At 55.3% G+C, this 25,664-nt stretch carries 24 protein-coding genes and 1 tRNA gene; 15 read left to right on the forward strand and 10 right to left on the reverse strand.

Features of this window, described 5'->3' with window-relative positions:
- Positions 1-17: 17 nt before the first annotated feature.
- On the reverse strand, positions 18-1,130 hold the full coding sequence (gene gcvT / locus HW452_RS10385; RefSeq protein ID WP_224106033.1) for a glycine cleavage system aminomethyltransferase GcvT: 1,113 nt from the start codon (positions 1,128-1,130) through the stop codon (positions 18-20).
- Between the two features lie 90 nt (positions 1,131-1,220).
- Positions 1,221-2,627 (reverse strand): alanine/glycine:cation symporter family protein, encoded by a 1,407-nt coding sequence (locus tag HW452_RS10390; protein ID WP_224106034.1) that lies wholly within the window; start codon positions 2,625-2,627, stop codon positions 1,221-1,223.
- 413 nt (positions 2,628-3,040) lie between these two features.
- Between HW452_RS10390 and gcvH the strand changes: the two genes are divergently transcribed.
- Positions 3,041-3,430 (forward strand): glycine cleavage system protein GcvH, encoded by a 390-nt coding sequence (gcvH, locus tag HW452_RS10395; RefSeq protein WP_224106035.1) that lies wholly within the window; start codon positions 3,041-3,043, stop codon positions 3,428-3,430.
- An 82-nt stretch (positions 3,431-3,512) separates the two neighbouring features.
- Entirely contained in the window at positions 3,513-6,407 is a 2,895-nt protein-coding gene (gene gcvP, locus HW452_RS10400; protein ID WP_224106036.1) for an aminomethyl-transferring glycine dehydrogenase, read from the forward strand.
- A gap of 38 nt (positions 6,408-6,445) precedes the next feature.
- Here the strand turns inward: gcvP and HW452_RS10405 are convergent, their stop codons facing one another.
- Complete coding sequence (locus HW452_RS10405) at positions 6,446-7,348, reverse strand: LysR family transcriptional regulator (RefSeq protein WP_224106037.1); 903 nt, start codon at positions 7,346-7,348, stop codon at positions 6,446-6,448.
- 148 nt (positions 7,349-7,496) lie between these two features.
- Between HW452_RS10405 and ppnN the strand changes: the two genes are divergently transcribed.
- The 4 genes from ppnN (at position 7,497) to HW452_RS10425 (ending at position 10,473) form a co-directional block, all read left to right on the forward strand.
- Positions 7,497-8,879, forward strand: a complete 1,383-nt coding sequence (ppnN, locus tag HW452_RS10410; protein ID WP_263433619.1) for a nucleotide 5'-monophosphate nucleosidase PpnN — start codon at positions 7,497-7,499, stop codon at positions 8,877-8,879.
- A 77-nt stretch (positions 8,880-8,956) separates the two neighbouring features.
- Complete coding sequence (locus HW452_RS10415; protein WP_224106038.1) at positions 8,957-9,685, forward strand: sulfite exporter TauE/SafE family protein; 729 nt, start codon at positions 8,957-8,959, stop codon at positions 9,683-9,685.
- Between the two features lie 182 nt (positions 9,686-9,867).
- The gene (locus HW452_RS10420; RefSeq protein ID WP_224106039.1) at positions 9,868-10,062 is read left to right on the forward strand and encodes a hypothetical protein; all 195 of its coding nucleotides are present in this window, start codon (positions 9,868-9,870) and stop codon (positions 10,060-10,062) included.
- A gap of 207 nt (positions 10,063-10,269) precedes the next feature.
- Positions 10,270-10,473 (forward strand): hypothetical protein, encoded by a 204-nt coding sequence (locus tag HW452_RS10425; RefSeq protein WP_224106040.1) that lies wholly within the window; start codon positions 10,270-10,272, stop codon positions 10,471-10,473.
- Between the two features lie 75 nt (positions 10,474-10,548).
- Here the strand turns inward: HW452_RS10425 and HW452_RS10430 are convergent, their stop codons facing one another.
- Positions 10,549-10,731: a hypothetical protein gene (locus HW452_RS10430; protein WP_224106041.1), complete on the reverse strand. Its 183-nt coding sequence runs from the start codon at positions 10,729-10,731 to the stop codon at positions 10,549-10,551.
- Positions 10,732-10,970: 239 nt separating this feature from the next.
- On the opposite strand from HW452_RS10430, the gene HW452_RS10435 reads away from it, so the two are divergent.
- The 3 genes from HW452_RS10435 (at position 10,971) to HW452_RS10445 (ending at position 12,523) form a co-directional block, all read left to right on the forward strand.
- Positions 10,971-11,426 (forward strand): anti-virulence regulator CigR family protein, encoded by a 456-nt coding sequence (locus HW452_RS10435; protein ID WP_224106042.1) that lies wholly within the window; start codon positions 10,971-10,973, stop codon positions 11,424-11,426.
- 83 nt (positions 11,427-11,509) lie between these two features.
- Positions 11,510-12,313, forward strand: coding sequence for an inositol monophosphatase family protein (locus HW452_RS10440; protein WP_224106043.1), 804 nt, complete (start codon positions 11,510-11,512; stop codon positions 12,311-12,313).
- Between the two features lie 133 nt (positions 12,314-12,446).
- Positions 12,447-12,523, forward strand: a tRNA-Pro gene (locus HW452_RS10445).
- A gap of 416 nt (positions 12,524-12,939) precedes the next feature.
- Here HW452_RS10445 and HW452_RS17655 read toward each other — a convergent pair.
- Entirely contained in the window at positions 12,940-13,344 is a 405-nt protein-coding gene (locus tag HW452_RS17655; protein WP_317986342.1) for a prepilin-type N-terminal cleavage/methylation domain-containing protein, read from the reverse strand.
- A gap of 261 nt (positions 13,345-13,605) precedes the next feature.
- On the opposite strand from HW452_RS17655, the gene pilB reads away from it, so the two are divergent.
- The 6 genes from pilB to HW452_RS10480 all read left to right on the forward strand — a co-directional run bounded on the left by pilB (position 13,606) and on the right by HW452_RS10480 (position 19,219).
- Complete coding sequence (gene pilB, locus HW452_RS10455) at positions 13,606-15,300, forward strand: type IV-A pilus assembly ATPase PilB (protein WP_224106044.1); 1,695 nt, start codon at positions 13,606-13,608, stop codon at positions 15,298-15,300.
- A 3-nt stretch (positions 15,301-15,303) separates the two neighbouring features.
- Positions 15,304-16,530 (forward strand): type II secretion system F family protein, encoded by a 1,227-nt coding sequence (locus HW452_RS10460; RefSeq protein ID WP_224106045.1) that lies wholly within the window; start codon positions 15,304-15,306, stop codon positions 16,528-16,530.
- 16 nt (positions 16,531-16,546) lie between these two features.
- Positions 16,547-17,389, forward strand: a complete 843-nt coding sequence (locus HW452_RS10465) for a prepilin peptidase (RefSeq protein ID WP_224106046.1) — start codon at positions 16,547-16,549, stop codon at positions 17,387-17,389.
- A gap of 85 nt (positions 17,390-17,474) precedes the next feature.
- On the forward strand, positions 17,475-18,065 hold the full coding sequence (coaE, locus tag HW452_RS10470; RefSeq protein ID WP_224106047.1) for a dephospho-CoA kinase: 591 nt from the start codon (positions 17,475-17,477) through the stop codon (positions 18,063-18,065).
- A 27-nt stretch (positions 18,066-18,092) separates the two neighbouring features.
- Positions 18,093-18,326, forward strand: coding sequence for a DNA gyrase inhibitor YacG (yacG, locus tag HW452_RS10475; RefSeq protein WP_224106048.1), 234 nt, complete (start codon positions 18,093-18,095; stop codon positions 18,324-18,326).
- Positions 18,327-18,340: 14 nt separating this feature from the next.
- Complete coding sequence (locus HW452_RS10480; protein ID WP_224106049.1) at positions 18,341-19,219, forward strand: DNA replication terminus site-binding protein; 879 nt, start codon at positions 18,341-18,343, stop codon at positions 19,217-19,219.
- On the opposite strand, the gene HW452_RS10485 is transcribed toward HW452_RS10480, so the two are convergent.
- The 5 genes from HW452_RS10485 to HW452_RS10505 form a co-directional block, all read right to left on the reverse strand.
- Positions 19,204-19,551, reverse strand: a complete 348-nt coding sequence (locus HW452_RS10485; protein WP_224106050.1) for a hypothetical protein — start codon at positions 19,549-19,551, stop codon at positions 19,204-19,206. The genes HW452_RS10480 and HW452_RS10485 overlap by 16 nt on opposite strands.
- Before the next feature lie 607 nt (positions 19,552-20,158).
- On the reverse strand, positions 20,159-20,536 hold the full coding sequence (locus tag HW452_RS10490; RefSeq protein WP_224106051.1) for a histone-like nucleoid-structuring protein, MvaT/MvaU family: 378 nt from the start codon (positions 20,534-20,536) through the stop codon (positions 20,159-20,161).
- 300 nt (positions 20,537-20,836) lie between these two features.
- The gene (gene rpsA, locus HW452_RS10495) at positions 20,837-22,516 is read right to left on the reverse strand and encodes a 30S ribosomal protein S1 (protein WP_224106052.1); all 1,680 of its coding nucleotides are present in this window, start codon (positions 22,514-22,516) and stop codon (positions 20,837-20,839) included.
- Positions 22,517-22,699: 183 nt separating this feature from the next.
- Positions 22,700-23,389: a (d)CMP kinase gene (cmk, locus tag HW452_RS10500; RefSeq protein WP_224106053.1), complete on the reverse strand. Its 690-nt coding sequence runs from the start codon at positions 23,387-23,389 to the stop codon at positions 22,700-22,702.
- Positions 23,382-25,661, reverse strand: coding sequence for a bifunctional prephenate dehydrogenase/3-phosphoshikimate 1-carboxyvinyltransferase (locus tag HW452_RS10505; RefSeq protein ID WP_224106054.1), 2,280 nt, complete (start codon positions 25,659-25,661; stop codon positions 23,382-23,384). The genes cmk and HW452_RS10505 overlap by 8 nt, the downstream gene beginning before the upstream one ends.
- Between the last annotated feature and the right edge of the window lie 3 nt (positions 25,662-25,664).

Here is a 25,664-nt window from a genome sequence, read left to right on the forward strand (position 1 = left end):
GACGCTCGGCAGTGGTCTCAGCCGCGGTAGTAGCCGGGCTTGATGAAGGGCATGGCGGTTACCGTCATGGGCAAGCGCTTGCCTCGCACTTCAGCAAATACCTGGCTTCCCGGCGCGTCCCACTCCCGGCTCACATACCCCATCGCCACCGGTTTGCCTATACTCGGCCCGAAGGTGCCCGAAGTGACTTCGCCCACCTGATTACCGGCGTCATCCACCAGTACGGCGCCTTCACGAATAGGCGCACGGCCTTCCGCTAAAAGCCCCACGCGTTTACGCATGTGATCCTTGGTATCCACCTGATGCAGGATCAGATCCGCGCCCGGAAAACCGGCCGATCGCTCTCCCCCATGACGGCGCGGTTTGCCGATCGCCCAGATCAGTCCAGCTTCGACAGGCGTAGTCGAGGCATCCATATCATGCCCATACAGGCAAAGCCCCGCTTCAAGGCGCAGTGAATCACGCGCGCCCAGCCCGATTACTTCCACTTCCGGCTCGGCCAGCAGGCGTTGGGCAAAGGCTTCGCAGTCGTCGGCAGCAACGGAGATCTCGAAGCCATCTTCTCCCGTGTAGCCACTGCGGCTCACCCAGACATCGCATCCAGCGATGTTGAAGCGCTGGTGCTGCATGAACACGAGCTCGCAGGCCTCAGGACATAGACGCTGCATCACTACGTGCGCCTGCGGCCCCTGTAGCGCCAGCAAACCACGGTCCAGCGGTTCGATTTCATGCGTAGACCCCAGGTTAGCGCGCAGATGCGCCAGGTCCTGGTCCTTGCAGGCGGCGTTGACGACCAGGTAGAAATGCTCGCCTGCGTTGACCAGCATCAAGTCATCAATGATGCCGCCCTCGGTGCTGGTGAACAGCCCATAGCGTTGCTGCCCCTTCTCCAGACCTACCAGGTCGGCGGGAATCAGGGTTTCCAGCGCTTTAGCCGTATCGGGCCCCGAGATCAGGATTTGCCCCATGTGCGATACATCAAACAGACCACACTGCTGGCGTGTATGCTCGTGCTCTTTCTTGACACCCAGCGGGTACTGCACGGGCATCTCATACCCCGCAAAGGGCACCATCTTGGCACCCAGTTTAAGATGCAACGCATGCAGCGGCGTATGCTTCAAGTCGTTCATGATAGCTCCTTGATGAAACAAGAATCGGGAAGCCTGGCTTCCCGATTCAGTCAGTACATGAATGTCACGCTACCCAGCTTTCGTCGCGCGCTACTTGTCGTGGTCCAGCGCTTCGCCGGGCAGAACCTCCTTGCCGGCAAAGTAGTCCTTGGTCAGCTTGAATACCACCGGTGACAGCAGGGCCAGCGCAATCAGGTTGGGTATGGCCATCATGGCGTTGAAGGTATCCGCCATCAGCCAGATAAAGCCAAGCTGGGCGATTGCCCCAAGTGGAATGGCGATGACGAACAGCACGCGATACAGCATGATGGAGCGCGTACCAAACAGGAACTGGAAGCACTTCTCGCCATAAAACGACCAGCCAAGAATGGTAGTAAATGCAAAGATGGATAGCGCAATGGCGACGATCGGGTTACCTAGCCCGGGCAGCGCCTGATCAAAGGAGAGTGCAGTCAATGACGCCCCCTCCTCACCGGTCTGCCATACCGTCGAGGTCAGAATGACCAGTGCCGTGATGGTGCACACGATGATGGTATCGATGAAGGTACCCAACATGGCGATGAGTCCTTGGCGCACCGGGTTCTTGGTCTTGGCGGCGGCGTGAGCAATCGGTGCACTCCCCAGGCCCGCTTCGTTGGAGAAGATACCCCGCGCCACACCAAAGCGAATGGCCGCCATTACCGCCGCGCCTGCAAAACCGCCCGCAGCGGCGATAGGATTGAAGGCATAATAGAAAATCAAGCCGAACGCGTCGCCAATCTGCCCGGCGTTGATGATCAGCACTACCAGGCCTGTAATCACGTAGGCAATTCCCATGATGGGCACCAGCTTGCCGGCCACCTTGGCAATACGCTTGATACCCCCCAGGATAACCGCCCCCGCCAGTACCATGATCACCACGCCGGTCAGCCAATGCGGCACACCAAAGGTCGCATCCATGGCATCCGCCACTGAATTGGACTGCACCGTATTGCCGATACCAAACGCCGCTACTGCACCAAAGAACGAGAACAGTCCAGCCAGCCAGAGCCATTTTTTGCCCAGACCATTCTTGATGTAGAACATCGGGCCACCGACATGGTAGCCCGTGTTGTCGGTCTCCCGGTAGCGTACGGCAAGTACCGCTTCTGAAAACTTGGTGGCCATACCCACCAGCGCGGTAATCCACATCCAGAACACGGCTCCTGGGCCGCCTAACGCAATTGCGGTTGCCACGCCAGCAATATTGCCGGTTCCGATCGTGGCGGAAAGGGCGGTCATCAGCGCGTTGAAAGGCGAGATTTCACCCTCTTCTCCCGCCTTATCCGCCGCTTGCTTCTGGTTTGGCTTGGCATCGCGCCCGTGCCACATTAGCTTGAAACCCATGCCGAGCTTTCTGATCGGCATCAGTTTCAGGCCAATTTGCAGATAGATCCCCACGCCTAGCAGCAGAAGCAGCATCAATGGGCCCCACACCACCCCATTGACTGCCCCGACGAGGCTATTCAAAGTTTCCACACGCTTCTCCTTAACCCTGTTAGTTCGCTTTTTATAGGTGTTTGACGGTTAATCTGCCGACATTCATCCTTATCTTGTATCCCCTGCGCTGGGCATGCCAGGTCCGAAGCTGGCAATATTCAAACGCTTGGGCGAAACACTCGTATGTTTTACACCATTTAGTTGGTGCTCTTCCATGTCAATACCGCATCTGCATGGCAAATGAGCAATCGGCGCCATCATGAGCTTGCCCGCCGGCCATTGACGTTGCCTGCCAGCGGCACATTTTCTCGCTGGAGAAATTTGTTTCCAATCAGAAACACGTTAACATACGCCCAAACCTGCCCATTGCCTGGCATGCGGACAGTCGCCAAGACCAGCGACAAGCGCTAGTATTCAACAGTCCAGACACTTGTTTCATAAAGGGAATCACCATGAGCAACCTTCCTTCGAATCTTCGCTACGCCAAAAGCCACGAGTGGGTACTTGACCACGAGGATGGCACGGTCAGTGTGGGCATTACCGATCATGCTCAGCAAGCCCTTGGCGATGTGGTATTTGTCGAGCTGCCCGACGTTGGCAAGACGCTGGCCCAGGGCGAGGAGTTTGGCGTCATCGAATCGGTCAAAGCCGCGTCAGATCTTTACTCGCCGGTGACAGGCGAGGTGATCGAGGTCAATGAAGCACTCGAAGACGCTCCTGAAACAGTCAACGAGGCGCCTTATGAAGGCGGCTGGATCATGAAAGTACGCCTTGACGACAAGAACCTGGATGCGCTGCTCGACGCTGACGCCTACCAGGCCACGCTAAGCGCTGACGATTAGAAATGATGATGGAGCCTGCCTGAGTGCAGGCTCCATCAGTAATACCCCTGCAAAGTTTCTTTTTCACGCTCGGAATCTTCCCATGCCTTTTGAAACACGCCGCTTGGCCGAACTGGCCGACCACGATGCTTTTATCAAACGCCATAACGGCCCCTGCGCGGCCGAAGTGGAAACCATGTTAAAAGTGCTCAACTTAAAGCGCATGGAAGATCTGATCGAGCAGACCGTGCCCGGCGATATCCGGCTGGGCCGTGAGCTTGACCTGGACGAACCGCGCAGCGAGGCCGAAGCGCTCGAGTACTTGAGCCAGCTGGCCCGCCAGAACCGCGTGGCCAAAAGTTATATCGGGCAAGGCTATTACGGCACTTACATGCCTGCGGTCATCCAGCGCAACGTGTTCGAAAATCCAGGCTGGTATACCGCCTACACGCCCTACCAGCCCGAAATTTCCCAAGGGCGCCTGGAAGGATTGCTGAATTTTCAGCAGGTCATCATGGACCTGACCGGCATGGAGCTTGCCAATGCCTCCTTGCTGGATGAAGCGACCGCGGCGGCCGAAGCCATGGCGCTATGCAAACGCAGCAACAAGAAGAGCAAATCCAATGCCTTCTTTGTGGCCGATGATATCTTTCCCCAGACCCTGGACGTGGTAAAAACCCGCGCGGCATTTTTCGGCTTTGAACTGATCAGCGGCCCGGCGCAGGAGCTTGCCGACCACAATGTATTCGGCGCTCTTGTTCAATACCCTTCGGCCAGCGGTGAGCTGCACGACCTGAAGCCGTTGCTGGACGCCGCAGCCGAGCGCAGCGTCATGACCTGCGTGGCATCCGACTTGCTCAGTCTGGTACTGCTCAAGGAGCCGGGTGCGCTGGGTGCCGATATCGTCATCGGCAACTCGCAGCGCTTTGGCGTGCCGATGGGCTTTGGCGGACCGCACGCTGCATTCTTTGCCACCTCGGACAAGCTCAAGCGCTCCATTCCCGGTCGGATCATCGGCGTATCCAAGGATAGCCGCGGCAACACGGCGCTGCGTATGGCCATGCAAACCCGTGAGCAGCATATTCGCCGCGAAAAAGCCACCTCCAATATCTGCACTGCGCAAGCGCTGCTGGCCAATATCGCGGGTTTCTACGCCACGTATCATGGCGCCGAAGGCTTGCGCAAGATAGCCGGCCGAGTGCATCGACTGACCACCGTGCTGGCACAAGGCCTGACTCAGGCGGGAATCACTCTGGCCCACGACAGCTGGTTCGATACGCTGCGCTTGACGGGTATCGATGCGGGCAAGGTTCATGGACGCGCCATGACCCACGGTATCAACCTGCACTACTTCGCCAATGGCGATGTCGGCATAAGCCTTGATGAAACCACGTCGGCCCACGATGTTGCTACGCTGTTCGACGTACTGCTGGCTGACGAGCATGGGCTTTCGGTCACTGCGCTGGACGAGCAGGTTGTGGCCAATGGCATGACCGGTATTCCCGGTGCCTGTCAGCGCGAAAGCGACTTCTTGAGCCATCCGACCTTCAACCGCTACCGCAGCGAAACGGAAATGCTGCGCTACTTGAAGCGGCTGGAAAACAAGGACCTTTCCCTTGTCCATGCAATGATTCCGCTGGGTTCGTGCACCATGAAACTGAACGCCACCAGCGAGATGATTCCGGTCTCCTGGCCGGCATTTGCCCACCTGCACCCGTTCGCGCCGCGTGACCAGGTCGCAGGCTATCATCAAATGATTGATGAGCTGGCTGCTTTCCTGGTGGAGATCACCGGCTATGACCACATTTCCATGCAACCCAACTCGGGCGCTCAGGGCGAATACGCGGGTCTTCTGGCCATTCGTCGTTACCAGGCAGCGCAGGGCGAATCACATCGTAACGTATGTCTGATCCCAAGTTCGGCGCACGGTACCAACCCGGCAACCGCGGCCATGGTGGGCATGGATGTCGTGGTAGTGGAGTGTGACCAGAACGGCAATATCGATATCGACGACCTGACCGACAAGGCCGCCAAGCATAGCGAGCGGCTTTCGGCGATCATGATCACCTATCCGTCCACCCATGGTGTGTTCGAGTCGCATGTACGCAAGGTGTGCGAGATCGTACACCAGCACGGCGCCCAAGTGTACGTGGATGGCGCCAACATGAATGCCCAGGTCGGCCTGACACGCCCGGGCGACTTCGGTGGCGACGTATCTCACTTGAACCTGCACAAGACGTTCTGCATTCCTCACGGCGGCGGTGGCCCCGGCATGGGCCCGATTGGCGTCAAGGCTCACCTGGCGCCGCACGTTTCCAACCATGTGGTCACACCTGTCAATGGCGTCAATGAAGCGAGTGGTGCCGTATCGGCGGCGGCCTTTGGCAGTGCCTCGATCCTGCCTATCTCCTGGGCCTATATCAAGATGATGGGCGCACGCGGCCTACGCGAGGCCACCGAGCTTGCCATCTTGAACGCCAACTATATTGCCAAGCGCTTGGGAGAGGCTTACCCCATTCTCTATCGCGGTGCCAATGGTCATGTGGCGCATGAGTGCATTATCGATATTCGCCCGCTCAAGGCAGCATCGGGCATCAGTGAAGAAGATATCGCCAAGCGCCTGATGGATTACGGTTTCCACGCGCCCACCATGTCGTTCCCGGTACCGGGTACGCTGATGATAGAGCCCACGGAGTCCGAATCACTTTACGAGATCGATCGCTTCTGCGACGCCATGATCGCGATCCGTGAGGAGGTCAAGCGTATCGAGGCAGGAGAATGGCCGCTCGACAATAACCCGCTGGTCAACGCACCCCATACCCAGGCGGACATCATGGATAGCCAGTGGGAGCGGCCTTATGACCGCCGTCTCGGCGCCTTCCCGAGTGAAGCCGTGACAGCGGCCAAGTACTGGCCTGCCGTGAATCGGGTAGATAACGTGTTTGGCGACCGGCAACTGGTCTGCTCGTGCCCCAGCATCGACGAGTATCGCCACTAAGACACCAGGAAGCACTGAGTAGCCGCAGCTACCCGAGATTACTCGGGTAGCTGCGGCGCTCGCTCCTGAATGCGCTGTCTGTAGAAGCCTTCCAGCAATTTTTCGTATCGCTTGGGCAGCACGGAGTCACGGCGACGTAACAAGAACAGTTCCTCATTGACCGCATGCGGTAGCGCAAGCGCTTTTACCTGACGCTGCCAGGGGGATGTTTCCAGCACCAGAAGCGATACCACCGTGAATCCCAATCCGCGGGCAACCGCATCCAGTACCATGCTCACTTCGTTGGTGAACCCCTGATAACGAAAATGCGTCATCGAGCGAAATTCTTCAGGGTAGTTGGCACGCAATAACGCATTGGCATGGTTGATGCCATCATAGTAGTTGAGAAAGCCAATACCCATCAGCTCTGAAAGCGTATTGCCGGCAAAGTCTGCTGGCACAACCAGGCAAAGAGGTTCTTTGTGCCATAGCGTGCAGGTGAGTTCTGAATGGTTGACCGCCTCAGTCACGATACCGATATCGTATCGCCCTTCCAGTAGATCGTTCACGATTTCGTGGTTGAAGGCAAAACTGTAATTGACGGTCAGGTTAGGATGCATCTGCTGCTGGCTGAGAATGAACGGATAGAACATGAGCCCGACGCTGCCTGGCGAGGCGATCCGGCATTCACCGCTATCCAGCGAATCATCGTCCAGCCCGTGGCGAAACTGTTCATGCTCGGCAAACAGCTTGAGCGCGTAGTCATACACGCGGCGCCCGGTCTCTGTCAGCGTAAAGCTGCGCCCTTTACGTTCCAGCAGGGTTTTATCGAGATAGTTTTCCAGCTTGCGCACATGCTGGCTCACGCCCGGCTGGGTCATATCCAGACGCTGCGCTGTTCGGGTAAAACTACCGGTCTCTACCAACGTGATAAACGTTCGAAAATAGAGCGCATTAAACATGATAAAACGCCATCTTTGTCAGCCACCATAAATACTCATTTCGGCTATAGGGTAACACAATTAGGCTTAGCCTTGGTGGCCCTGTACCCCCTGGCCAGGCGTGTTAGTATGCCAGCAGATGCCAAAATGACCAGGAACCGGCGAACTAATGACCCAGACGATTCAACCCCGCGCGACAATTTCCAGCATTATCTCCCCCGAAGGAAGTCTGGAAGTCTTGTCCCAGCACGAAGTCAATCGATTACAAAGTACATCGCAAAACGGCCTGCACGACCTTCTGCGCCGCTGCGCGCTCGCTGTCTTGAACTGTGGCAGACCCACCGATGACAGCGTTGCCATTCTTGAAGCCTACAAGGACTTCGATATCGAAGTCCTGCAGCAGGATCGCGGCATTCGCTTGAAGCTCACCAATGCACCGGCTGAAGCCTTCGTGGACGGCCAGATGATTCGCGGTATTCGTGAACATCTTTCCTCGATCATTCGCGATATCGTCTACGTCTATAACGAAATCCATCACAACAACCGGTTTGACTTGAGCACCGGTGAAGGCACGACTAACGCCGTTTTTCATATTCTGCGTAAAGCCGGCACGCTCAAGCCCGGACGCGACCCGAGCCTGGTGGTGTGCTGGGGCGGCCATTCGATCTCGCGTGAAGAGTACGAATACTCCAAGGATTTGGGCTATCATCTTGGGCTGCGTGATCTGGATATCTGCACCGGCTGCGGCCCTGGCGCCATGAAGGGCCCCATGAAGGGCGCCAACGTGGCCCACGCCAAGCAGCGCCGCAAGGATAGTCGTTATCTGGGGATATCAGAGCCGGGCATCATTGCCGCCGAAGCGCCCAACCCGATCGTCAACGAACTGGTCGTCATGCCGGATATCGAAAAGCGCCTGGAGGCGTTTGTTCGTCTGGGCCATGGCATCATCGTCTTCCCCGGCGGCGTGGGAACGGCAGAAGAGATTCTTTACCTGCTGGGTATTCTCTTGCACCCGACAAACAGTGAAACGCCCTTCCCGCTCATCTTTACGGGCCCGGCGGACTCGGCGGCCTATTTCCATAAAATCGATGAATTCCTGGTATATACCCTTGGCGAAGAGATTCGCCAGTACTACACCATCATTACCGGCGACCCGGTAGCGGTGGCTCGCAAGATGCGCGAAGGCATCGATACCATCAAGGAATTTCGCCGCCATCAGCAGGATGCCTTCTACTACAACTGGCGATTGACCATTGCCCGTGAGTTCCAGGCGCCCTTCGAACCCACTCATGAAGCCATGCGCAGCTTGGCGCTTCACCGCGACCAGCCCAGGCACGAACTGGCCGCCAATTTACGCCGCGCGTTTTCGGGTATCGTGGCGGGTAATGTCAAGGAGCAAGGCATACGCGCCATCAAAGCCCACGGCCCCTTTGTCCTTACCGCCGAACCGCTTTTGATGCAGCGCCTGGATGAACTGCTCAGCTCCTTTGTCGCCCAGGGGCGGATGAAGCTTGACGGGCAACCCTATACTCCCTGCTACGTGTTAAAGTAAGCCTGCTATCAACATAACCCCATGCGCCCGTCGACCGCCATCGCGTCTGACGGGTGCCGCGTGCCGAGACTACAACGTTGTTAATCGCACTGCTTACGCTTCTAGCTGCCGGTATAGTCAAAGGGGCCATTGGCTCCGGCGTTCCCGTACTGGTCGTTCCAGTGCTGACCATGCTTTACGATGTAAAGCTGGCCATAGCGCTTCTGGTAGCCCCTAACCTGTTCACGAACATGGTTCAGATCTGGCAGTTTCGCCGGCACTTGTTACCGCTTCGCTTTCTTGCCGCGTTCTCCCTGGCGGGTGCCATGGGCATTCTGGTAGGCACCTGGGGCCTGGTGGTGTTATCGCCGGCGCTATTGTCGATGGGTGTCGCAGGCGCCATTGCGCTGTATCTGCTTGTCAAGCTCACCAACCGCCAATTTACCCTTTCCTACCCGACTGCTTCGCGTATCGTCATCCCCGTCGGCTTACTGGGTGGCGTTCTGCAAGGAGCCGCCGGAATGTCAGCACCAGCGTCCATTACCTTCTTGAACGCAATGCGCCTGGAGCGACCGGTATTCATTGGTTCCATCTCGGTCTTTTTTGCCTCGATTACTCTTGTGCAGATACCCGCCCTGTTGAGCGCCGGCATCCTGACCCTTGAACGCTCACTTTATAGCGGGGCGGCTCTGGTGATCATTTTGCTGACCATGCCACTTGGAGCACGGCTGGGTAAGCGTTTACCCCATCAATGGTTCGATAACCTGATCATGTTGCTGCTTGCGGGGATCGCCACCAAGATCGTGATCGACATTCTTTTTGGCTGACTGTTACCTAACCCTTGAGGATAAAAGCGAAAAGTCTCAAACGCGCTACACTTGAAGGGGCGCCAATCAAAGCAAGCATCAAATATGGGTGCATCAAAGTACCTTCAAGATGTCTTGAGGCGCCATTCGTACGGTTTCACCCTCGAATGTTCTACGACCTAGATAAGGAAATTACTATGTTGATGATCGATCAATTACGCGACGGCAAGGTAAAGGCCTTTGCCAAGCATTGCTATGAAGCCAGCTCTGTCGATGAACTACGCGCAGCTTCTGAAGGGCCTGCCGACCAGGCACAAATGGAACACTGGGATCTTTCGAAAGGCCAATGGGAAGAAGCCGTGGCAGCCGCGCTGGCAGACCATGAGGCTGATGAGTGAGCCACACTCCTGTCCACCTTTATTACCGCCAGCGCGAAGGTGTCTGGCGCTCTTTTCCAGAATTCATCCATCCTCAGTTTGGCTGCCTGGTAATTGACAAGGATTAAAGTCGTTCACTTCTTGATGAACTTGCCTGATTATCGAAACCAATCGTTCATTTGCAAGTCGAAGTACAGGTAGAACCTGTCGCAAACAAGGAGAGAGACGATGTCCATAATGATCGATGATGTGCTGCTGATTCCTAAAGCCGAGGTCAAGGAGACGCTTGCGGTAGGAGACCAGAAAGAGCATTACGGCCTTCAGGATAATCGTAACGAGCATAATCGCATAACGCGAGACGTTATCTTCAAGGTAGTGTCGGTTAACGAGGACCACTATGAAGTCAAGATTCTCGATATCCTGACACCCTGATTCCCTCGATAAATATTCGTAAGGCGCTGATCGCCTCTTCTTATCCGGCCGATCAGCGCCCAACCAAGCCAAGTACTACTCTTCGACCTCGACTTTTCTCAAGTCTTCGATACTGACTCCTTGAGGGAGGTCGCTCTGCTCAGCAGGCAACCATACTGGCGAAAGATCGCTATCTTCTCGTCCATCCTTGTGGGTATGTCCCGGAATTCGATATACCACACGGCTTCGATGAGCATCCCAAGCAAATATCCTATCCATGTAATACTCCTTTAAACAGTTCAATAGCGCTTGCCAGCATAAGCGCTTTCCTGGCATGAGTGCCCTACCAGCATAGCGCCGATAAGAGTTTTCTATCATCAAAACTGGCCATGAGAGGCGATATCCAGGCGCAGTCCATGTCTTGGCGCTGAGCCTGTGTTGAATAATCATTTTCTTTCCACACTCAGCCTTTCTTTTGCCTCTAGACTGGAAACTTGTCTGCAAGCCAGGAGATTGCCATGAAGCGGCAACCGATTCAGGTCCTCATCAGCGCCCTGGGCATCGCGCTGACTGTCAATAGCGCTCTTGCCCAGCCAGCACATGCGCCGGCACACGGCGCGCGTCATCAACAGGACCACAACGATGCGCACTTTCGAAGAGACACACGCCAGCCGAGTGATGAGCGCCACCGCTCACAGATAGATCTGCCACGTATCAACGAGCGCGAGCTGGTGCGTCTGCTCCGACGATATGATGCGCCTTCTGCGCAACCACTACCACCTGGTATCCAACGGCAGATCGAGCGTGGCAAGCCCTTGCCGCCGGGAATTGCCAAGCGCTTTGATGGAACACTCGCAACACAACTGCCTCACTATCCTGGCTACGAGTGGGAGCGTGCAGGTAACGATGTCATACTCATCGAAGCGGCTACACGCATAGTGGTCGACATCGTCGTTGATGCATTGCGTCGCTGAGCGCTCGACATCCACGTGACTCGAAAAGTCATATTATGGGAGTATGCTAGCTGGTTTAGTGAATGCAACCGAAGGAAAAACGCATGTCCGCCCTGCAAGAGCGCTTGACCCTGGCCATTTCCATTGCCGAAGAGGCAGGTACGCTGATTCGTGAAGCTCGCGTGAATCAATCCTTTTCCCAGCATCTCAAAGCCGACGAAGAACTGGTCACCGACGTGGATGTAGCCGTTGACAGTTTGATAAAAGAGCGGTTGAACGAGCATTTTCCCGAAGAGGCACTGTTAAGCGAAGAACTCTCCCCAGAGCACGCCCTGCATACACAGACAGCCGCACTTTGGGTAGTTGACCCCATTGATGGAACCGTCAATTTTGCTCAAGGGTTGCGTCATGTAGCGGTATCCATTGGATGGATGGAAAATGGCGTTACCAAGGTTGGCGTGGTGCATGCCCCCTTTCTTCAGGAGACCTTCAGTGCCGCCAAGGAGCTGGGCGCTTACTGCAACCAGCAACCTATTTCAGCAGCCCATGTGTCCAGCCTGGCTGAAACGCTGGTAGGCACCGGGTTTCCCTACCAGCGGGAGGCCCGCCAGGCATTGATGCCCAGGCTGTCCGCGGTGCTGGCCAACTGCCGCGATGTACGCCGCAATGGTGCGGCAGCACTCGATCTATGCGACGTCGCCTGCGGGCGCCTGGGCGCTTATTACGAAACAGTTTCCCCCTGGGATTTTGTAGCAGGCTGGTTAATCGCGCGTGAAGCAGGCGCTCGTGTGGGCCATCTAGGCGAAATACCAGAAGGAGTACCGGCCGATCTTTATCCCAATGAGCTGCTGGTGGCCGCGCCAGGTATTTATGGAGCGATGGAACAACTATTGCTCGATGCCAGGTAAGCCTCCTGCACTCTTTTGACGCTGAAAGCGCTGATATGGCAAATACTTGAAAAGAAAGCGCAAAAAGGGCTTTTCATTTGATCAATAAAACGATAGTATACGCACCGTCTTGAGGCAATTGTCTACGAGACATCGGAGTGTGGCGCAGCTTGGTAGCGCGTTGCAATGGGGTTGCAAAGGTCGCAGGTTCGAATCCTGTCACTCCGACCAGATAATTTGAAAACCGCCGCTTACGGGTAATACCGAGCGGCGGTTTTTTTATTTTGCCAGATACTGCCACTTCCTCCCTTGATTTAGCTACCTGCGCCGATGACCAGGCTCATCAGCATGCGCAGCGGGTGTATCACGCAAGCGAGGCGAGCGATTTGCACGGCTTCTGCCCTGGTACTTGCTCCATGCTTCCTTTGCTTTTTGCCGATTGGCCGGTTTACGCAACCAGTTAAGAATCGCCAGCAAAATCCATTTTCTCATTTGAACCTCCTGGTCCCTCATGAGAGGGGTGACAAGGTTGATCAAGCTTCATCCTTAAATCTAGCCTAGCCAGTAGATTATGCATGCAACCATGCCTGGCCTTGACGCCCCGAAAGACAATAAGCTCATTGCTGTACCGGACTGTGTACAACCGCCTAGATGTCGGCGTTACCTGGGTTTATCCTCCCGTTCTGGACCGTGATACTCCCCGCACCGGCACGCTTGGTGGTGACTTCCTCTTTAGTCTCACTGCTGTTGGCAAACGCATTGGCCAACGACTGCTTGCGGCTCTCTTCGATATTGCACGCCTGAAACGTAAAATCTTCTAGAGGCTCTGCCTCGGTTGTTTGGGTCAGGGAGTGATTGGTCAGTACCATGCTTCGATAAGAGGCCAGCTCTCCTTCACAAGCGCGCAGCGACGCTTTGTCCATGTAGTTGCCATACTGAGGCACCGCGACCGCCATCAATACACCAATAATCGCGATCACTACCATCAGCTCGATCAGTGTGAAGCCATCTTGAAAACACTTGCCGTGACAGGCATACCAACCAGAACTCATATTTCCCCCTGCTGTTGATGCATTGAATAAAGCCAGATTGCAGCCATCCGCGCTTATCTTTTGTTGATTTGTCGTCCGCTCACTAATACATATTTAATTTTACTTAATCAATAGTTTTGATTAGGATATTTTTAATATGCCTTTTTATGGCTGCCACTCATCTTTCAAGGCGCTGAGCGATATCATCCAAGGTGGAATGGATAATAAATTTGAATCAAGAGCTTGTAGCCAGACATTACTGACAGTACATCGGGTGTCTCGATGAGTGTTCGGGGTTTCGCTGGCTATCTGGTCAGCCGGCACTTGCTGACCACCGAGCAGGCAATCCACGCTCAGGTGAGCGCACAGGAATCAGGCATTTCGCTTTTGCGCTATGTGGTTGAACACGACCTGCTGGATGCCATCACGACCGCATCGGTGGCTGCCGAGGAGTATGGGCTGCCTCTTGTCGACCTGGAAGCCGTGTCGCTTGATGCACTTCCACCGGCCACGGCGTTTCCCGGTCATTTACTCAAGTCGCTAGGCGTATTACCACTTTCCCGGCGAAACCGGCGCCTCACCGTTGCCATTGCCTGCCCCTCTCAGTTGCCCAGGCTCAAGGAATTGGCCTTTGCGGTTAATGTTGCGCGAACAGATGCCGTACTGTCCCCGATCAACCAGCTCGATGAAATGCTGGCTAACTACTTGAGCAATAGCCGCTACTCTTCGCTGGATAAGATGTCGGACATTACCATCAGCCATCTGGCGGAGGATAACGATGACCTTTCTCTTGAAGAGACATTACAAAATGCCGAGGAAGGCCCAGTGGTGGAGTTTGTCAACAAGGTGTTGCTGGATGCCATAGACCGCAGCGCTTCCGATATTCATTTTGAACCCTATGAACATCATTGCAGAATCCGTTTTCGTATCGATGGCGTGCTCGTCGAGATTGCCAAGCCGCCCCTTTCAATGCGCAATCAGATCGCGGCACGCTTGAAAATAATGGCCAGACTGGATATATCGGAGCGTCGTCTTCCTCAGGATGGCGCCATCAAGCTGAAACTATCCCATGAGCGCGCGCTGGATCTTCGTATCAACTCACTTCCCACCGTATATGGTGAAAAAATCGTCTTGCGGCTGCTTGATCCTGCAGCCATTGATGTTGGGATCGGGCAGTTGGGTTTCACGGAACAGCAGCAAGCGCTTTACGAGAATGCGTTAAGGCAGCCTCAAGGCATGATTCTGGTTACCGGCCCCACGGGTAGCGGCAAGACGGTTTCTCTCTATACGGGCATGGCTCTGCTTAACGAGCAAGAGCGCAATATCTGTACGGCCGAAGATCCCGTCGAGATAAAAGTGCCGGGTATCAATCAGGTAAATGTATTGCCCAAGATCGGCCTAGACTTTGCCAATGCGCTTCGAGCCTTTCTGCGCCAGGACCCCGATGTCGTGATGATCGGTGAAATACGCGACCTCGAGACCGCAGACATTGCCGTCAAGGCAGCTCAAACCGGCCATCTGGTACTGTCAACCGTGCATACCAATTCGGCAGCGCAAACGCTGGCTCGCCTTTCGAATATAGGCGTTTCATCGTTCAATATTGCAAGCGCGGTGAGCCTTGTCATGGCTCAGCGCCTGGCCAGAAAGCTGTGCAACCACTGCAAGGTCCCTGCCACCATTTCTCCTGATGTACTGCACGATGAAGGTTTCACGCCACACGAAATTGCCCACGCAACCTTATATCGACCGGTCGGCTGCAAGAAGTGTACCCACGGATATAAAGGGCGTATCGGCATCTACGAAGTCGTGCCTATATCAGATGCTATTCAGACACAGATCATGCACAACACACCGGCTATGGAGATCGATGTTCAGATAAGAAAGGAGGGCCATCCAAGCCTTCGCCAAAGTGGCTTTTCATATGTCATGCAAGGCATCACCAGCCTGGAAGAGATCAACCGCGTAACCAAGGAGTGATGGATGCCGAGGCACCTTCAAAAAGCTCGCACCAGACGCCTTTATCGCTGGAAATGGACGGCCACAGGCCCTGCGTCGCAACCACTAGACGGTGAAAGCATAGGCCACAGCAAGGCGGACATTATTGCCGAGTTGAGCAGACAGAACATTCATGTTCGCCGCATTCGTAAAATAGGTGGCGCACGCTCCCAGAGTGCGATCAGCTCTGGCGATATCATGCTCTTTTCACGGCAGATGGCGACAATGGTACAGTCCGGCGTTCCTTTGCTGCAGTCCCTCAGCGTCGTCGCAGAAAGTTTTAAAAAACCCGCCATGCGAGTGCTTGTAAAAGCGTTGGCGCAAGATGTGGCGTCGGGCACCAGCTTTTCTCAAGCGCTGCGTCGTTATCCTCAACATTTTGATTCGCTCTTTATCCATCTGGTAGCAGCAGGCGAGCAGTCAGGAACGCTTGCCAGCATGCTGGAGAGGAATGCCGTTCACAAGGAGAAGGTGGAGTCGCTTCGGGCACGGGTCAAAAAGGCACTCTGGTACCCCGCCTGCGTACTGATGGCCGGTATTGGCATTACTCTGCTGCTACTGGTAAAGGTAGTGCCTCAGTTCGAGGGCATGTTCCGAAGTTTTGGCGCCGAACTCCCCGCTCTTACCCAGCTGATCGTCGAACTATCGACTCTTGCACAACAGCTCTGGTTACCGTTCGTGGTCTCGACCCTGTTGGCCATACTGCTATTCAGATGGGCTTCACAACGGGCAGCTCCGCTTGCCTATCGAAGGGATAGCGCCTTGTTGCAGTTACCTGTTATCGGCAACATCCTCGACAAGGCGGCCGTTGCGCGCTTTACCCGCACCCTCGCCACCATGTTTGCCTCCGGCGTTCCCTTGGTCGAAGGCCTTGAAACTGCCGCAGGCACGACAGGCAACAGGGTATACGAGCAGGCAGTGCGACAGATCCGCCAGGACGTCGCCGCCGGTCACCCGCTCCATCTCTCCATGAAAATGACTAACCGCTTTCCTCTTCTAACGATACAGATGGTAAGCATTGGCGAAGAGGCCGGCGCGCTTGCTACCATGCTGCGTCGTGTTGCTGAGTACCATGAGCAAGAAGTAGATAACGCAGTTGACGCACTGACTTCTCTAATGGAGCCTCTCATCATCATTATCCTGGGAGTGCTCGTTGGCGGCATCGTGACCGCCATGTATCTGCCGATCTTTGATTTAGGCACGGTTATCTGATTTGACAAGGAGTCCCATGTACCAGCCTCATCACGTGATCATTCTCGTTTTCATACTAGGCATCTGTCTGGGCAGCTTTCTGAATGTCGTGATCACGCGGCTTCCCGTAATGCTGATGAACCAGTGGCGCCGAGAAGCACGCAGTGCGCTGGAGCTGACCATGGAACCGGTGACACGGTTCAACCTGCTTCTGCCGGCTTCGCTTTGCCCCCGCTGCGAACACCCTATTGCCTGGCATGACAATCTGCCATTGATTGGCTGGATCAAGCGCCGCGGCCGTTGCACCCACTGTCAGGGCAGAATCAGCCTGCAATATCCCCTGATTGAACTGGGCGGTGGCCTTCTGGCCCTGGCGGTTTTGCTGCTTCATGGAATCAGCGTCTCGAGCCTTTTCATCTATGCTGCCTGCCTGGTACTTCTTGCCCTCTCGGCTATCGATTTTCGAACTTATCTTCTCCCCGATATCCTTACACTGCCACTTTTATGGGCTGGCTTGCTTTACCAACTGCTGTTTCAGCCTTACATGATCTCTGACGCCGTCATTGGCGCAATGGGGGGCTACCTGGTGCTTTGGAGCTTTTTCTGGCTGTTCAAGCTGATGACCGGCAAGGAAGGCATGGGGTACGGAGATTTCAAGCTCCTGGCAGCCCTGGGAGCCTGGCTGGGCTGGAGCTTCCTTCCACTGCTCTTGATATTATCGGCAGGACTTGGAGCATTAATCGGTGTCACGGCACAAACTCTTCACCCGCATTTACGCGGCACTCCTCTTCCCTTTGGACCATTTCTGGCGATTGCAGGCTGGCTATGTCTGCTGATGGGTAACGAGCTGCTGGCGCTCTATCTATCAGTGGCTGGTTGACGAAAGCATTCATCTGCCGGCAAGTACCGACTTTGGAGAAGAAAGCGCGTAAAATAGTCCATTCAAGCAAGTATCAAGGACAGCTATGATCATTGGCTTAACCGGTGGTATCGGCTCAGGTAAATCAACGGTTGCCAGCGCCTTTGAAGCCCTTGGCGCCGGCTTTGTCGATGCTGACCACGTCGCGCGCGAGATAGTGCAACCCGGAGAGCCCGCACTGGCTCTGATCATTGATCACTTTGGCGCGAATTTCATGAGACCGGACGGCACGCTTGATAGGCCCGCTCTGCGTGAACGCGTTTTCCAGGACCCGGCTCAACGTCGCTGGCTCGAGTCGGTGACGCACCCTCGTATCAGAGAGCGATTGATGGCTCGCCTGACGGACTTATCCAGGCAAGCGCCTTATGTTCTGCTCGTTTCACCTTTGCTGTTTGAGTCCGGTCAGGATGCTCTCGTTGAGCGCACCCTGGTCGTGGATGTACCTGCAGAGATCCAGCTGTCGCGCACGCTTGCCCGCGATGGCGTCAGCGAAGAACAGATACATGCCATTCTGGCCGCTCAACTACCGCGTGAGCAGCGATTGGCAAAAGCCGATGATGTGATTGACAACAGCCAGGACCAGGCCCACATGCGACGTCAGGTCGAGCGACTGGACCGTTATTATCGCGACCTTTGAGTTTATTATTTTATCTAGGATTTCTGCATGTCTCATTCTGCCAACGACGCTCCTCTTGAAGTCAACTGCCCCCAATGTGGAATACCAGTTGCCTGGAGACCTGAAAGCACTTATCGCCCTTTTTGCAGCAAGCGTTGCCAGTTGATCGACTTTGGCGCATGGGCAGAAGAATCGCATCGAATTGCAGGCGAATCTGCCATGGATGAGGCCGACCTGGAAACGCTGCTGGCCCAAGCGGACAAGGACGCGCCCCTCACTTGAAACGGTGGACACCCATGCCTGATACCGATGTAACGGCATATCGGTTGCTGTACGAGCTTGACGAACGCTTTGATCGCCTCATTGCCTCCATCGAAGCGGCGCTGTCTCTCTACGAGCAACAATCGCCTCTCACCTGGGCATTCCATCAACCAGTCGTTGCAACCGACTGGTTGAGAAAAGCGCTGCTTGACATGTGGCACCAGGAAGGACAAGACGGGCGAGAAACACGTAACTACGTGGGTGTCATAGCAGCGAGTGAAGCGCTGATGGAAGCGATTGTCTGCATCAATCAGGCAAAGGCGCACATCAGTGAACTACTTCAGCGAATAAAGAGCCTTTCGCCTAAAGCGTTTGGAGAAATCAAACAGCGTCTGCCCAAGCGCCACCCGTACGTTGATGAGGTCATGAGACAAAGCGGATTTGCAAGACTGCATCTCAAGCAGTGCTGGCGGCAACTACCCATTGCCGAAGCACCCGTTGCGCGTATACGTCTTGCCTGGTACAGCAGCGGCCGCTCGATCAAGCGCTTGAGCGTTCAGGAAGCCGAAAGGAAACTTGCCCAGCTGGACACCGAGGCCGCCCACGTCCGGATCCAGCTGCGCAAGCTGGCAGGCCTGCCCAGCGATGAGGTATTGGCCCAGGTTCAGGCGCAGGCTCCATTGATGCGCGCCAACCTGTTTTTCATCGAACCTCTGCCCGACGGTCATACCAGACGCGCATTCAATATTGCCATGCCGCTATTCGTGCCGGCTCATGAACAACGGCTTCCGCATATCAATTTGCCTGCGCCTCAACCGCCCGCGCAACGCACGCGTGCCAGAAGACGCGATGAAAAACTTGAACAGACCCCCTTTCTACCGAGCTTGCGCATCTACCGCTATAAAGATGCCTGATCGGCCATTCCCGGAGAGCGGTCTTCCGGCCATAAGCCAAACGCCACCAGCGTAGAAATCAGTTCGCTCAAGGCCCCACCTGATAGGTCATATTCGCTCATCAACTCTTTCAGACGGGCTTCAAACAGGCGATCACGCTCTTCCAGCAGTACCGAGGCTTCCTCTTCCTCAAGCACGGCCAGCGAGCGTACCGGCGGCCCAGTTGGGATATCAAGATCGCTGCCGGGATCTTCCAGCTGACGTAATGCCTGGGCAAACGCATCGTCCAATTCACGAAACTTGCGCAGCTTCTCACGCTCATCCAACTGTTTTGGAGCTTTGTGATATTTCATTGATGTTTCATTTACACCTTGCTTGAAATGGTCGAATTATCTGGTAATCAATATCTTCTACAGATCATGCCAAAGCATCTGCAGGTACTGGCTAGATACTGCACTCATTCGCAATGAAAGCGATGCAGCCAGACACGCCTGAACACCATTCAAACTGTCAGTTGAGGCAAGCTGTGACGAGGGGGTAGCCAACACCGATATGATATTCAGAGCCAAGTCACCCTGAGCCCATCGCCTTGCTTATGACCCGCTCGATAGCGGACGGGTTCCTGAGACAGGTACAGCTATTCAATGCTCAAACTGCCATCGTATAGCATGGAGTATGGCTATCTGTAACCGCGGCGCGCAGAGCCATCGGCTTGCTGAATAAAAGCTTGTATTGGAATTATACCTTGAAAATGATAATGAACCACTACTGTAGATTCTCGTTGCGTACCATTCTTTTCTTGCCACTTGATGAATCAGTGGGGCTTTCGGCCAGAGTAGTGCAGGATTGCCCGCAGTAATCATACATCGGGTTTTATCAAAAGAGATTCAAGTAGCGCCATCAAGGTAGGCAAGTAATAAAAAACGGCACTTCCAGGGGCAGAAGTGCCGATAGTTCGCGTTAGTCTTCCATGCTTTGCAGCCAGGATTCGACCGTTTCGTCGCCGTACTCGTCTTTCCAGCTACGCAAGCCTTTGTGATTACCACCGCGGGTTTCGATGACTTCACCCGTCTTGGGATTTTTGTACACTTTCAGGCGGCGCTTGCGACGATTGGAGTTGCTGGCGGCCGGCGCCTTTACACTACGCTGATCGTTTGACGGGTCCAGCAGTGCAATCACGTCAGCAGGACGCTTGCCGAACTCATTCATCAAGGCTTCGAGTTTAGCCTTGAACTCCAGTTCGCTCTTTAAACGCTGATCACCTTCAAGACGCTGTAAATCTTCTTGAAGCTGCTTAAGCTGCTGCTCTTTTTGGATATATTCGTTGAGAAGTGACATGGGGAGTCCTTTTACTTCGGGTTTATCTACTAGACATCACATCAGCCAATGAAACTTGTCCAACCGACCAACACAATATCCATTAGTTCAGGATGCGTCGCTATTATTACTTTAAAAACTCTAATTGACAATAGTCTAGCGCGGTTTCATTTAATTACTAATAATTTTTAACTGCTTAACCCAAGTTTAAAAGTTAAAAACCCGACAGGCCTTAGATAGTGTATATCGAGACGATTAAAAATTTTATAAAAAAAAGCGCCGCCCAAAGGGCGGCGCTTGATGAAACCAATGACTAAAGAATTAGTCTTGGCCCATCTGCTGCTTGATCAGGTCGCCGATAGTAGTCGGGCCACCCGCTGCTTCGGGCTCCTGGTCGCGCAACTTCTTCAGGTTCTGACGAGTATCGTCTTGCTCTTTCGCCTTGATGGAAAGATTGATCTGACGGCTCTTGCGATCAACGCTCACGATACGCGCTTCGACGCTGTCGCCTTCGTTCAGTACGTTACGTGCGTCTTCGACACGGTCAGCACTGATTTCAGACGCCTTGAGAATCGCGATCACGTCAGTTGCGAGCTCAACCTGAGCTTCTTTCGCATCTACCTCGACGACACGGCCGGTGACGATGCTGCCCTTGTCATTTACAGACAGGTATTCAGCAACCGGGTCGGAATCCATCTGCTTGATGCCCAGCGAGATGCGCTCACGCTCAGGATCGATAGAGAGGATAACCGCTTCGGCTTCGTCGCCTTTCTTGAAGTTGCGAACGGCTTCTTCACCCGTCTCTGTCCAGGAGATGTCGGACAGATGAACCAGACCGTCGATGCCGCCTTCAAGGCCGATGAAGATACCGAAGTCAGTGATTGACTTGATGGTACCCGAAACGCGGTCGCCCTTGTTGTATTCAGCGTTGAAGGTTTCCCACGGGTTGGCAGTGCACTGCTTGATACCCAGAGAAATACGACGACGCTCTTCGTCGATATCCAGCACCATGACGTCAACATCGTCGCCCACCTGGACAACTTTGGACGGATGGATATTCTTGTTGGTCCAGTCCATTTCGGAAACGTGAACCAGGCCTTCAACGCCCTCTTCCAGCTCGGCAAAGCAGCCGTAGTCAGTCAGGTTAGTGACGACCGCGTGCACTTTTGTGCCTTCCGGATAGCGCTCTTTGATGTTGACCCACGGGTCTTCGCCCAGCTGCTTCAGACCCAGAGATACGCGATTGCGCTCACGGTCGAACTTCAGCACCTTGACGTTGATTTCGTCGCCGACGGCCACGATTTCGGAAGGATGCTTGATGCGCTTCCACGCCATGTCAGTGATGTGCAGCAGGCCGTCAACACCGCCCAGATCCACGAAAGCGCCGTAGTCTGTCAGGTTCTTAACGATACCCTTGATCTGCTGGCCTTCTTGCAGAGTGGCCAGCAGCGCTTCGCGCTCGGCACTGTTCTCCGCTTCCAGAACCGCACGACGTGAAACGACCACGTTGTTGCGCTTCGGATCGAGCTTGATGACCTTGAAGTCCAGCTCTTTGTTTTCCAGGTGCGCCGTGTCGCGAACCGGACGAACATCAACCAGAGAGCCCGGCAGGAAGGCACGGATGGAATCAACTTCGACGGTGAAGCCGCCTTTGACCTTGCCGTTGATGACACCCTTGATGATTTCGTCTTTTTCGAAAGCCGCTTCCAGAATCTTCCAAGCTTCAGCACGCTTGGCTTTTTCACGCGACAGACGAGTCTCACCGAAACCGTCTTCGACCGCTTCAAGTGCAACGTGAACGTCATCGCCAATGGCAATGTTCAGTTCGCCGTTCTCGTCACGGAATTGAGAGGCCGGGATTTGACCTTCAGATTTCAGGCCAGCGTTGACAGTAACCCAGTCACCGTCAATGTCGACAACTTGAGCCGCAACAATAGCGCCCGGCTCCATGTTGATGTCGTTAAGAGACTGTTCAAACAGCTCAGCAAAGCTTTCGCTCATGGTGTTCCTACGTAATAACGTTGTTGAGGCATAAATGCCTTCTCCGCACCACCAGCGAGTGCGGGCCTAATGTAACTCTGCCTTTGAGGGCGTTAGCGCTGGTTAAACCTGACCGGGCTCACCGATGTGAGTTACCTGCCCTGCCACGTTATGACGCCGCATCAAAAGCGCCGCAAGGGAGAATCAATCAACAGAAGCCAAGCCTTTCTGGGCCAGCAGCTCCGATAACCGTTCCACCACTTCCGGTATGCTCAGGCGCGTGGTATCAAGCGTCACAGCATCATCTGCCGGCTTGAGAGGAGCCACACTGCGCTGCGTGTCGCGTGCATCGCGTGCCTGAATCTCCTTTAAAAGACTCGAAAGACTAGCATTCATGCCCGCCTCCTGCAACTGAAGATAGCGGCGACGTGCTCGCTCTTCGGCACTGGCGGTCAAGAATACCTTCAAGGGTGCATCGGTAAATACGACCGTCCCCATATCACGCCCATCCGCCACCAGGCCCGGCAACTGACAGAAGTCCCGCTGACGCTGGAGCAAGGCGCCACGAACGGCGGGCAGAGCTGCCACCTTGGAGGCGCGTTCCCCCATCTGCTCGGTACGGATCAGTTGGCTGACATCTTCGCCTTCGAGCAGCGTGCGAACACCGCCTTCCTCGACCGGGAAGGCAACGTCCAGCGATTGAGCCAGCAAAGCCACGCTCTGCTCGTTATCCAGTGCCACGTCATGCTTGATGGCCGCCGCTGCCGTCAACCGATAAAGCGCTCCACTATCCAGTAAGTGCCAGCCCAGACGCTTGGCGAGCAGGCTGCTGATGGTTCCCTTGCCTGCGCCACCCGGACCATCAATGGTCAGCACCGGGATTGACTTAGTCATGCCCGCTCTCCACGTTGACGCTCATGCCTATTCGGTTGGCAAGTTCGACAAAGGTGGGAAAAGAGGTCGCCACGTTAGCGCAGTCCTCGATGACGATATCATCGCGTGCACGCAGCGCGGCAATAGCGAACGCCATGGCAATACGATGATCCCCCAGGCTATCGACGCGTCCACCGCCGTAGCTTGGCGCATGCAGATTGCCATTGCCCACGATATCGATACCGTCTTCGAACACGGTATGCTCAACACCGAGTATGGCAAGCCCATCGGCCATGGCCTGAATGCGATCAGACTCTTTTACACGCAGCTCTTCGGCGCCCCGCAGGCGCGTTGTGCCTTCTGCATTGGCGGCGGCGATAAACAGCGCCGGAAACTCATCGATTGCCAGAGGCACCTGATCGACCGGAATATCGATGCCTGTGAGCGGCGCATGGCGGATACGAATATCCGCTACCGGCTCGCCCCCTACTTCACGCTCGTTTTCCAGCGCCAGATCGGCACCCATCAGGGCAAGAATATTGATCACGCCAATGCGCGTCGGGTTGATCCCCACATGCTCCAGAGTGATATCGGCCCCCGGTGTGATGGCGGCAGCCACCAGGAAGAAAGTGGCTGAGGAGATGTCTGACGGTACGTCGATCGAGCCTGCTGTCAGCTTGCCGCCCCCCTGTAGCCAGCAGGTATCACCTTCACGGGAAACCGCGTAGCCAAACCCATTGAGCATGCGCTCGGTATGGTCACGGGTAGGCGCTGGCTCACGTACACGCGTCTCCCCCTCGGCATAGAGACCTGCCAGCAAGAGGCAGGATTTCACCTGCGCACTGGCCATGGGCATGTCGTAGAACATGCCCTTGAGCACCGCACCACCTTTGATCTTTAGTGGCGGCCGGCCACCATCGGCAGTATCAATCGTGGCACCCATGGAGCGAAGCGGGTCTGCCACACGCGCCATGGGGCGCTTGGTCAGCGACTCGTCGCCAGTCAATTCGCTATCGAACGCCTGACCTGCCAGCAGCCCGGCAAACAGGCGCATGGCCGTACCGGAATTACCGACATAAAGCGGCCCGGACGGCGCCTTCAGGCCATGCATGCCAACACCATGAATGGTGACTCGTCCCTGATGCGGGCCTTCAATGGCAACGCCCATTTCACGAAACGCCTGCAGCGTGGCCAGGCTGTCCTCGCCTTCAAGAAACCCTTTTACTTCGGTGACGCCTTCTGCAAGGGCGCCCAACATGATCGAGCGGTGCGACATGGATTTATCGCCCGGCACGCGCAGGCGGCCCTTGGCTTCACCGCCCGGGTGGACTCGATAGGTCACCTTACCCTGTGGTTGCATATTGTATTCCGCTTGGTAGCTGGTTTTATTCAATAACGTATCAAAGTAATGGCGTGCATGGCTTGCACGGTCAAAAGTGGCGATCAACGCATCGCTATCGCCACGCTCCACGGCTTGACGCAGCCGGGCCAGTCCTGACTCAAAGTCATCCAGCGATGCCAGCACCGCGTCACGATTGGCAATGAAGATATCTCGCCACATCACCGGGTCGCTGCCCGCGATTCGGGTAAAGTCGCGAAACCCGCCGGCGGCATAGCGAAATATTTCCAGCCGCTCATCCTGGCGGGCCAGGGTATCCACCAACGAGAACGCCAGCAGATGCGGCAAGTGACTGGTACGCGCCAGTACCTGATCATGGCGCGCGACATCCATCTCCAGCACATCGGCACCGCAGGCGTGCCACAGCGCACGTACCCGCTGCAAGGCAGCGGGGTCGACATCCGGCTCAGGGGTCAAGATGACGCGATGATGCGTGTAGAGCGCAGGATTGGCAGCGGCAACGCCGCTCTTTTCCGAGCCAGCAATAGGATGCCCCAGCACCATGTTAGGCGGCACCCTGCCAAACGCGCTGATGGCGCAGGCACGAATGGTCGCCTTGGTACTGCCCACATCGGTCAGTACGACATTATCGGCTGCCAGGGAAAGCACATGCGCCAGCGACGTCATGACGGACTCCATGGCGAGCACCGGCACGGCCAGCACCACCATGGTGGCGCCTGCAAGCTGGGCGGCCAGGTCCACACCGCCGCCATCGATCAAGCCCATGTCGATACCGCAGGCGATTTCATCCGAATCGGGATCACAGGCAGTAATAACACCGCGAAATCCTGACGCGCGCAGGGCGGCCGCCAGCGACCCGCCGATCAGGCCCAAGCCGACAATCACCAGCTTGTGTTCAGTACACGACGATTGGTTGGTCGCTGGGAAACGCATGGA

It is taken from the genome of Vreelandella aquamarina, from assembly GCF_020075495.1.
Taxonomy (GTDB): Bacteria; Pseudomonadota; Gammaproteobacteria; order Pseudomonadales; family Halomonadaceae; genus Vreelandella; species Vreelandella aquamarina_A.

Coding starts and splice junctions, on each gene's coding strand:
- HW452_RS10405 (WP_224106037.1), bottom strand. CDS start 7,348: ATGTTTAATGCGCTCTATTTTCGAACGTTTATCACGTTGGTAGAGACC.
- HW452_RS10460 (WP_224106045.1), top strand. CDS start 15,304: ATGCCGAGGCACCTTCAAAAAGCTCGCACCAGACGCCTTTATCGCTGG.
- cmk (WP_224106053.1), bottom strand. CDS start 23,389: ATGACTAAGTCAATCCCGGTGCTGACCATTGATGGTCCGGGTGGCGCA.
- HW452_RS10430 (WP_224106041.1), bottom strand. CDS start 10,731: ATGGATAGGATATTTGCTTGGGATGCTCATCGAAGCCGTGTGGTATAT.
- HW452_RS10465 (WP_224106046.1), top strand. CDS start 16,547: ATGTACCAGCCTCATCACGTGATCATTCTCGTTTTCATACTAGGCATC.
- HW452_RS10440 (WP_224106043.1), top strand. CDS start 11,510: ATGTCCGCCCTGCAAGAGCGCTTGACCCTGGCCATTTCCATTGCCGAA.
- HW452_RS10420 (WP_224106039.1), top strand. CDS start 9,868: ATGATCGATCAATTACGCGACGGCAAGGTAAAGGCCTTTGCCAAGCAT.
- yacG (WP_224106048.1), top strand. CDS start 18,093: ATGTCTCATTCTGCCAACGACGCTCCTCTTGAAGTCAACTGCCCCCAA.
- gcvH (WP_224106035.1), top strand. CDS start 3,041: ATGAGCAACCTTCCTTCGAATCTTCGCTACGCCAAAAGCCACGAGTGG.
- gcvT (WP_224106033.1), bottom strand. CDS start 1,130: ATGAACGACTTGAAGCATACGCCGCTGCATGCGTTGCATCTTAAACTG.
- gcvP (WP_224106036.1), top strand. CDS start 3,513: ATGCCTTTTGAAACACGCCGCTTGGCCGAACTGGCCGACCACGATGCT.
- HW452_RS10435 (WP_224106042.1), top strand. CDS start 10,971: ATGAAGCGGCAACCGATTCAGGTCCTCATCAGCGCCCTGGGCATCGCG.
- HW452_RS17655 (WP_317986342.1), bottom strand. CDS start 13,344: ATGAGTTCTGGTTGGTATGCCTGTCACGGCAAGTGTTTTCAAGATGGC.
- HW452_RS10490 (WP_224106051.1), bottom strand. CDS start 20,536: ATGTCACTTCTCAACGAATATATCCAAAAAGAGCAGCAGCTTAAGCAG.
- HW452_RS10425 (WP_224106040.1), top strand. CDS start 10,270: ATGTCCATAATGATCGATGATGTGCTGCTGATTCCTAAAGCCGAGGTC.
- coaE (WP_224106047.1), top strand. CDS start 17,475: ATGATCATTGGCTTAACCGGTGGTATCGGCTCAGGTAAATCAACGGTT.
- ppnN (WP_263433619.1), top strand. CDS start 7,497: ATGACCCAGACGATTCAACCCCGCGCGACAATTTCCAGCATTATCTCC.
- HW452_RS10485 (WP_224106050.1), bottom strand. CDS start 19,551: ATGAAATATCACAAAGCTCCAAAACAGTTGGATGAGCGTGAGAAGCTG.
- HW452_RS10505 (WP_224106054.1), bottom strand. CDS start 25,661: ATGCGTTTCCCAGCGACCAACCAATCGTCGTGTACTGAACACAAGCTG.
- HW452_RS10480 (WP_224106049.1), top strand. CDS start 18,341: ATGCCTGATACCGATGTAACGGCATATCGGTTGCTGTACGAGCTTGAC.
- rpsA (WP_224106052.1), bottom strand. CDS start 22,516: ATGAGCGAAAGCTTTGCTGAGCTGTTTGAACAGTCTCTTAACGACATC.
- pilB (WP_224106044.1), top strand. CDS start 13,606: ATGAGTGTTCGGGGTTTCGCTGGCTATCTGGTCAGCCGGCACTTGCTG.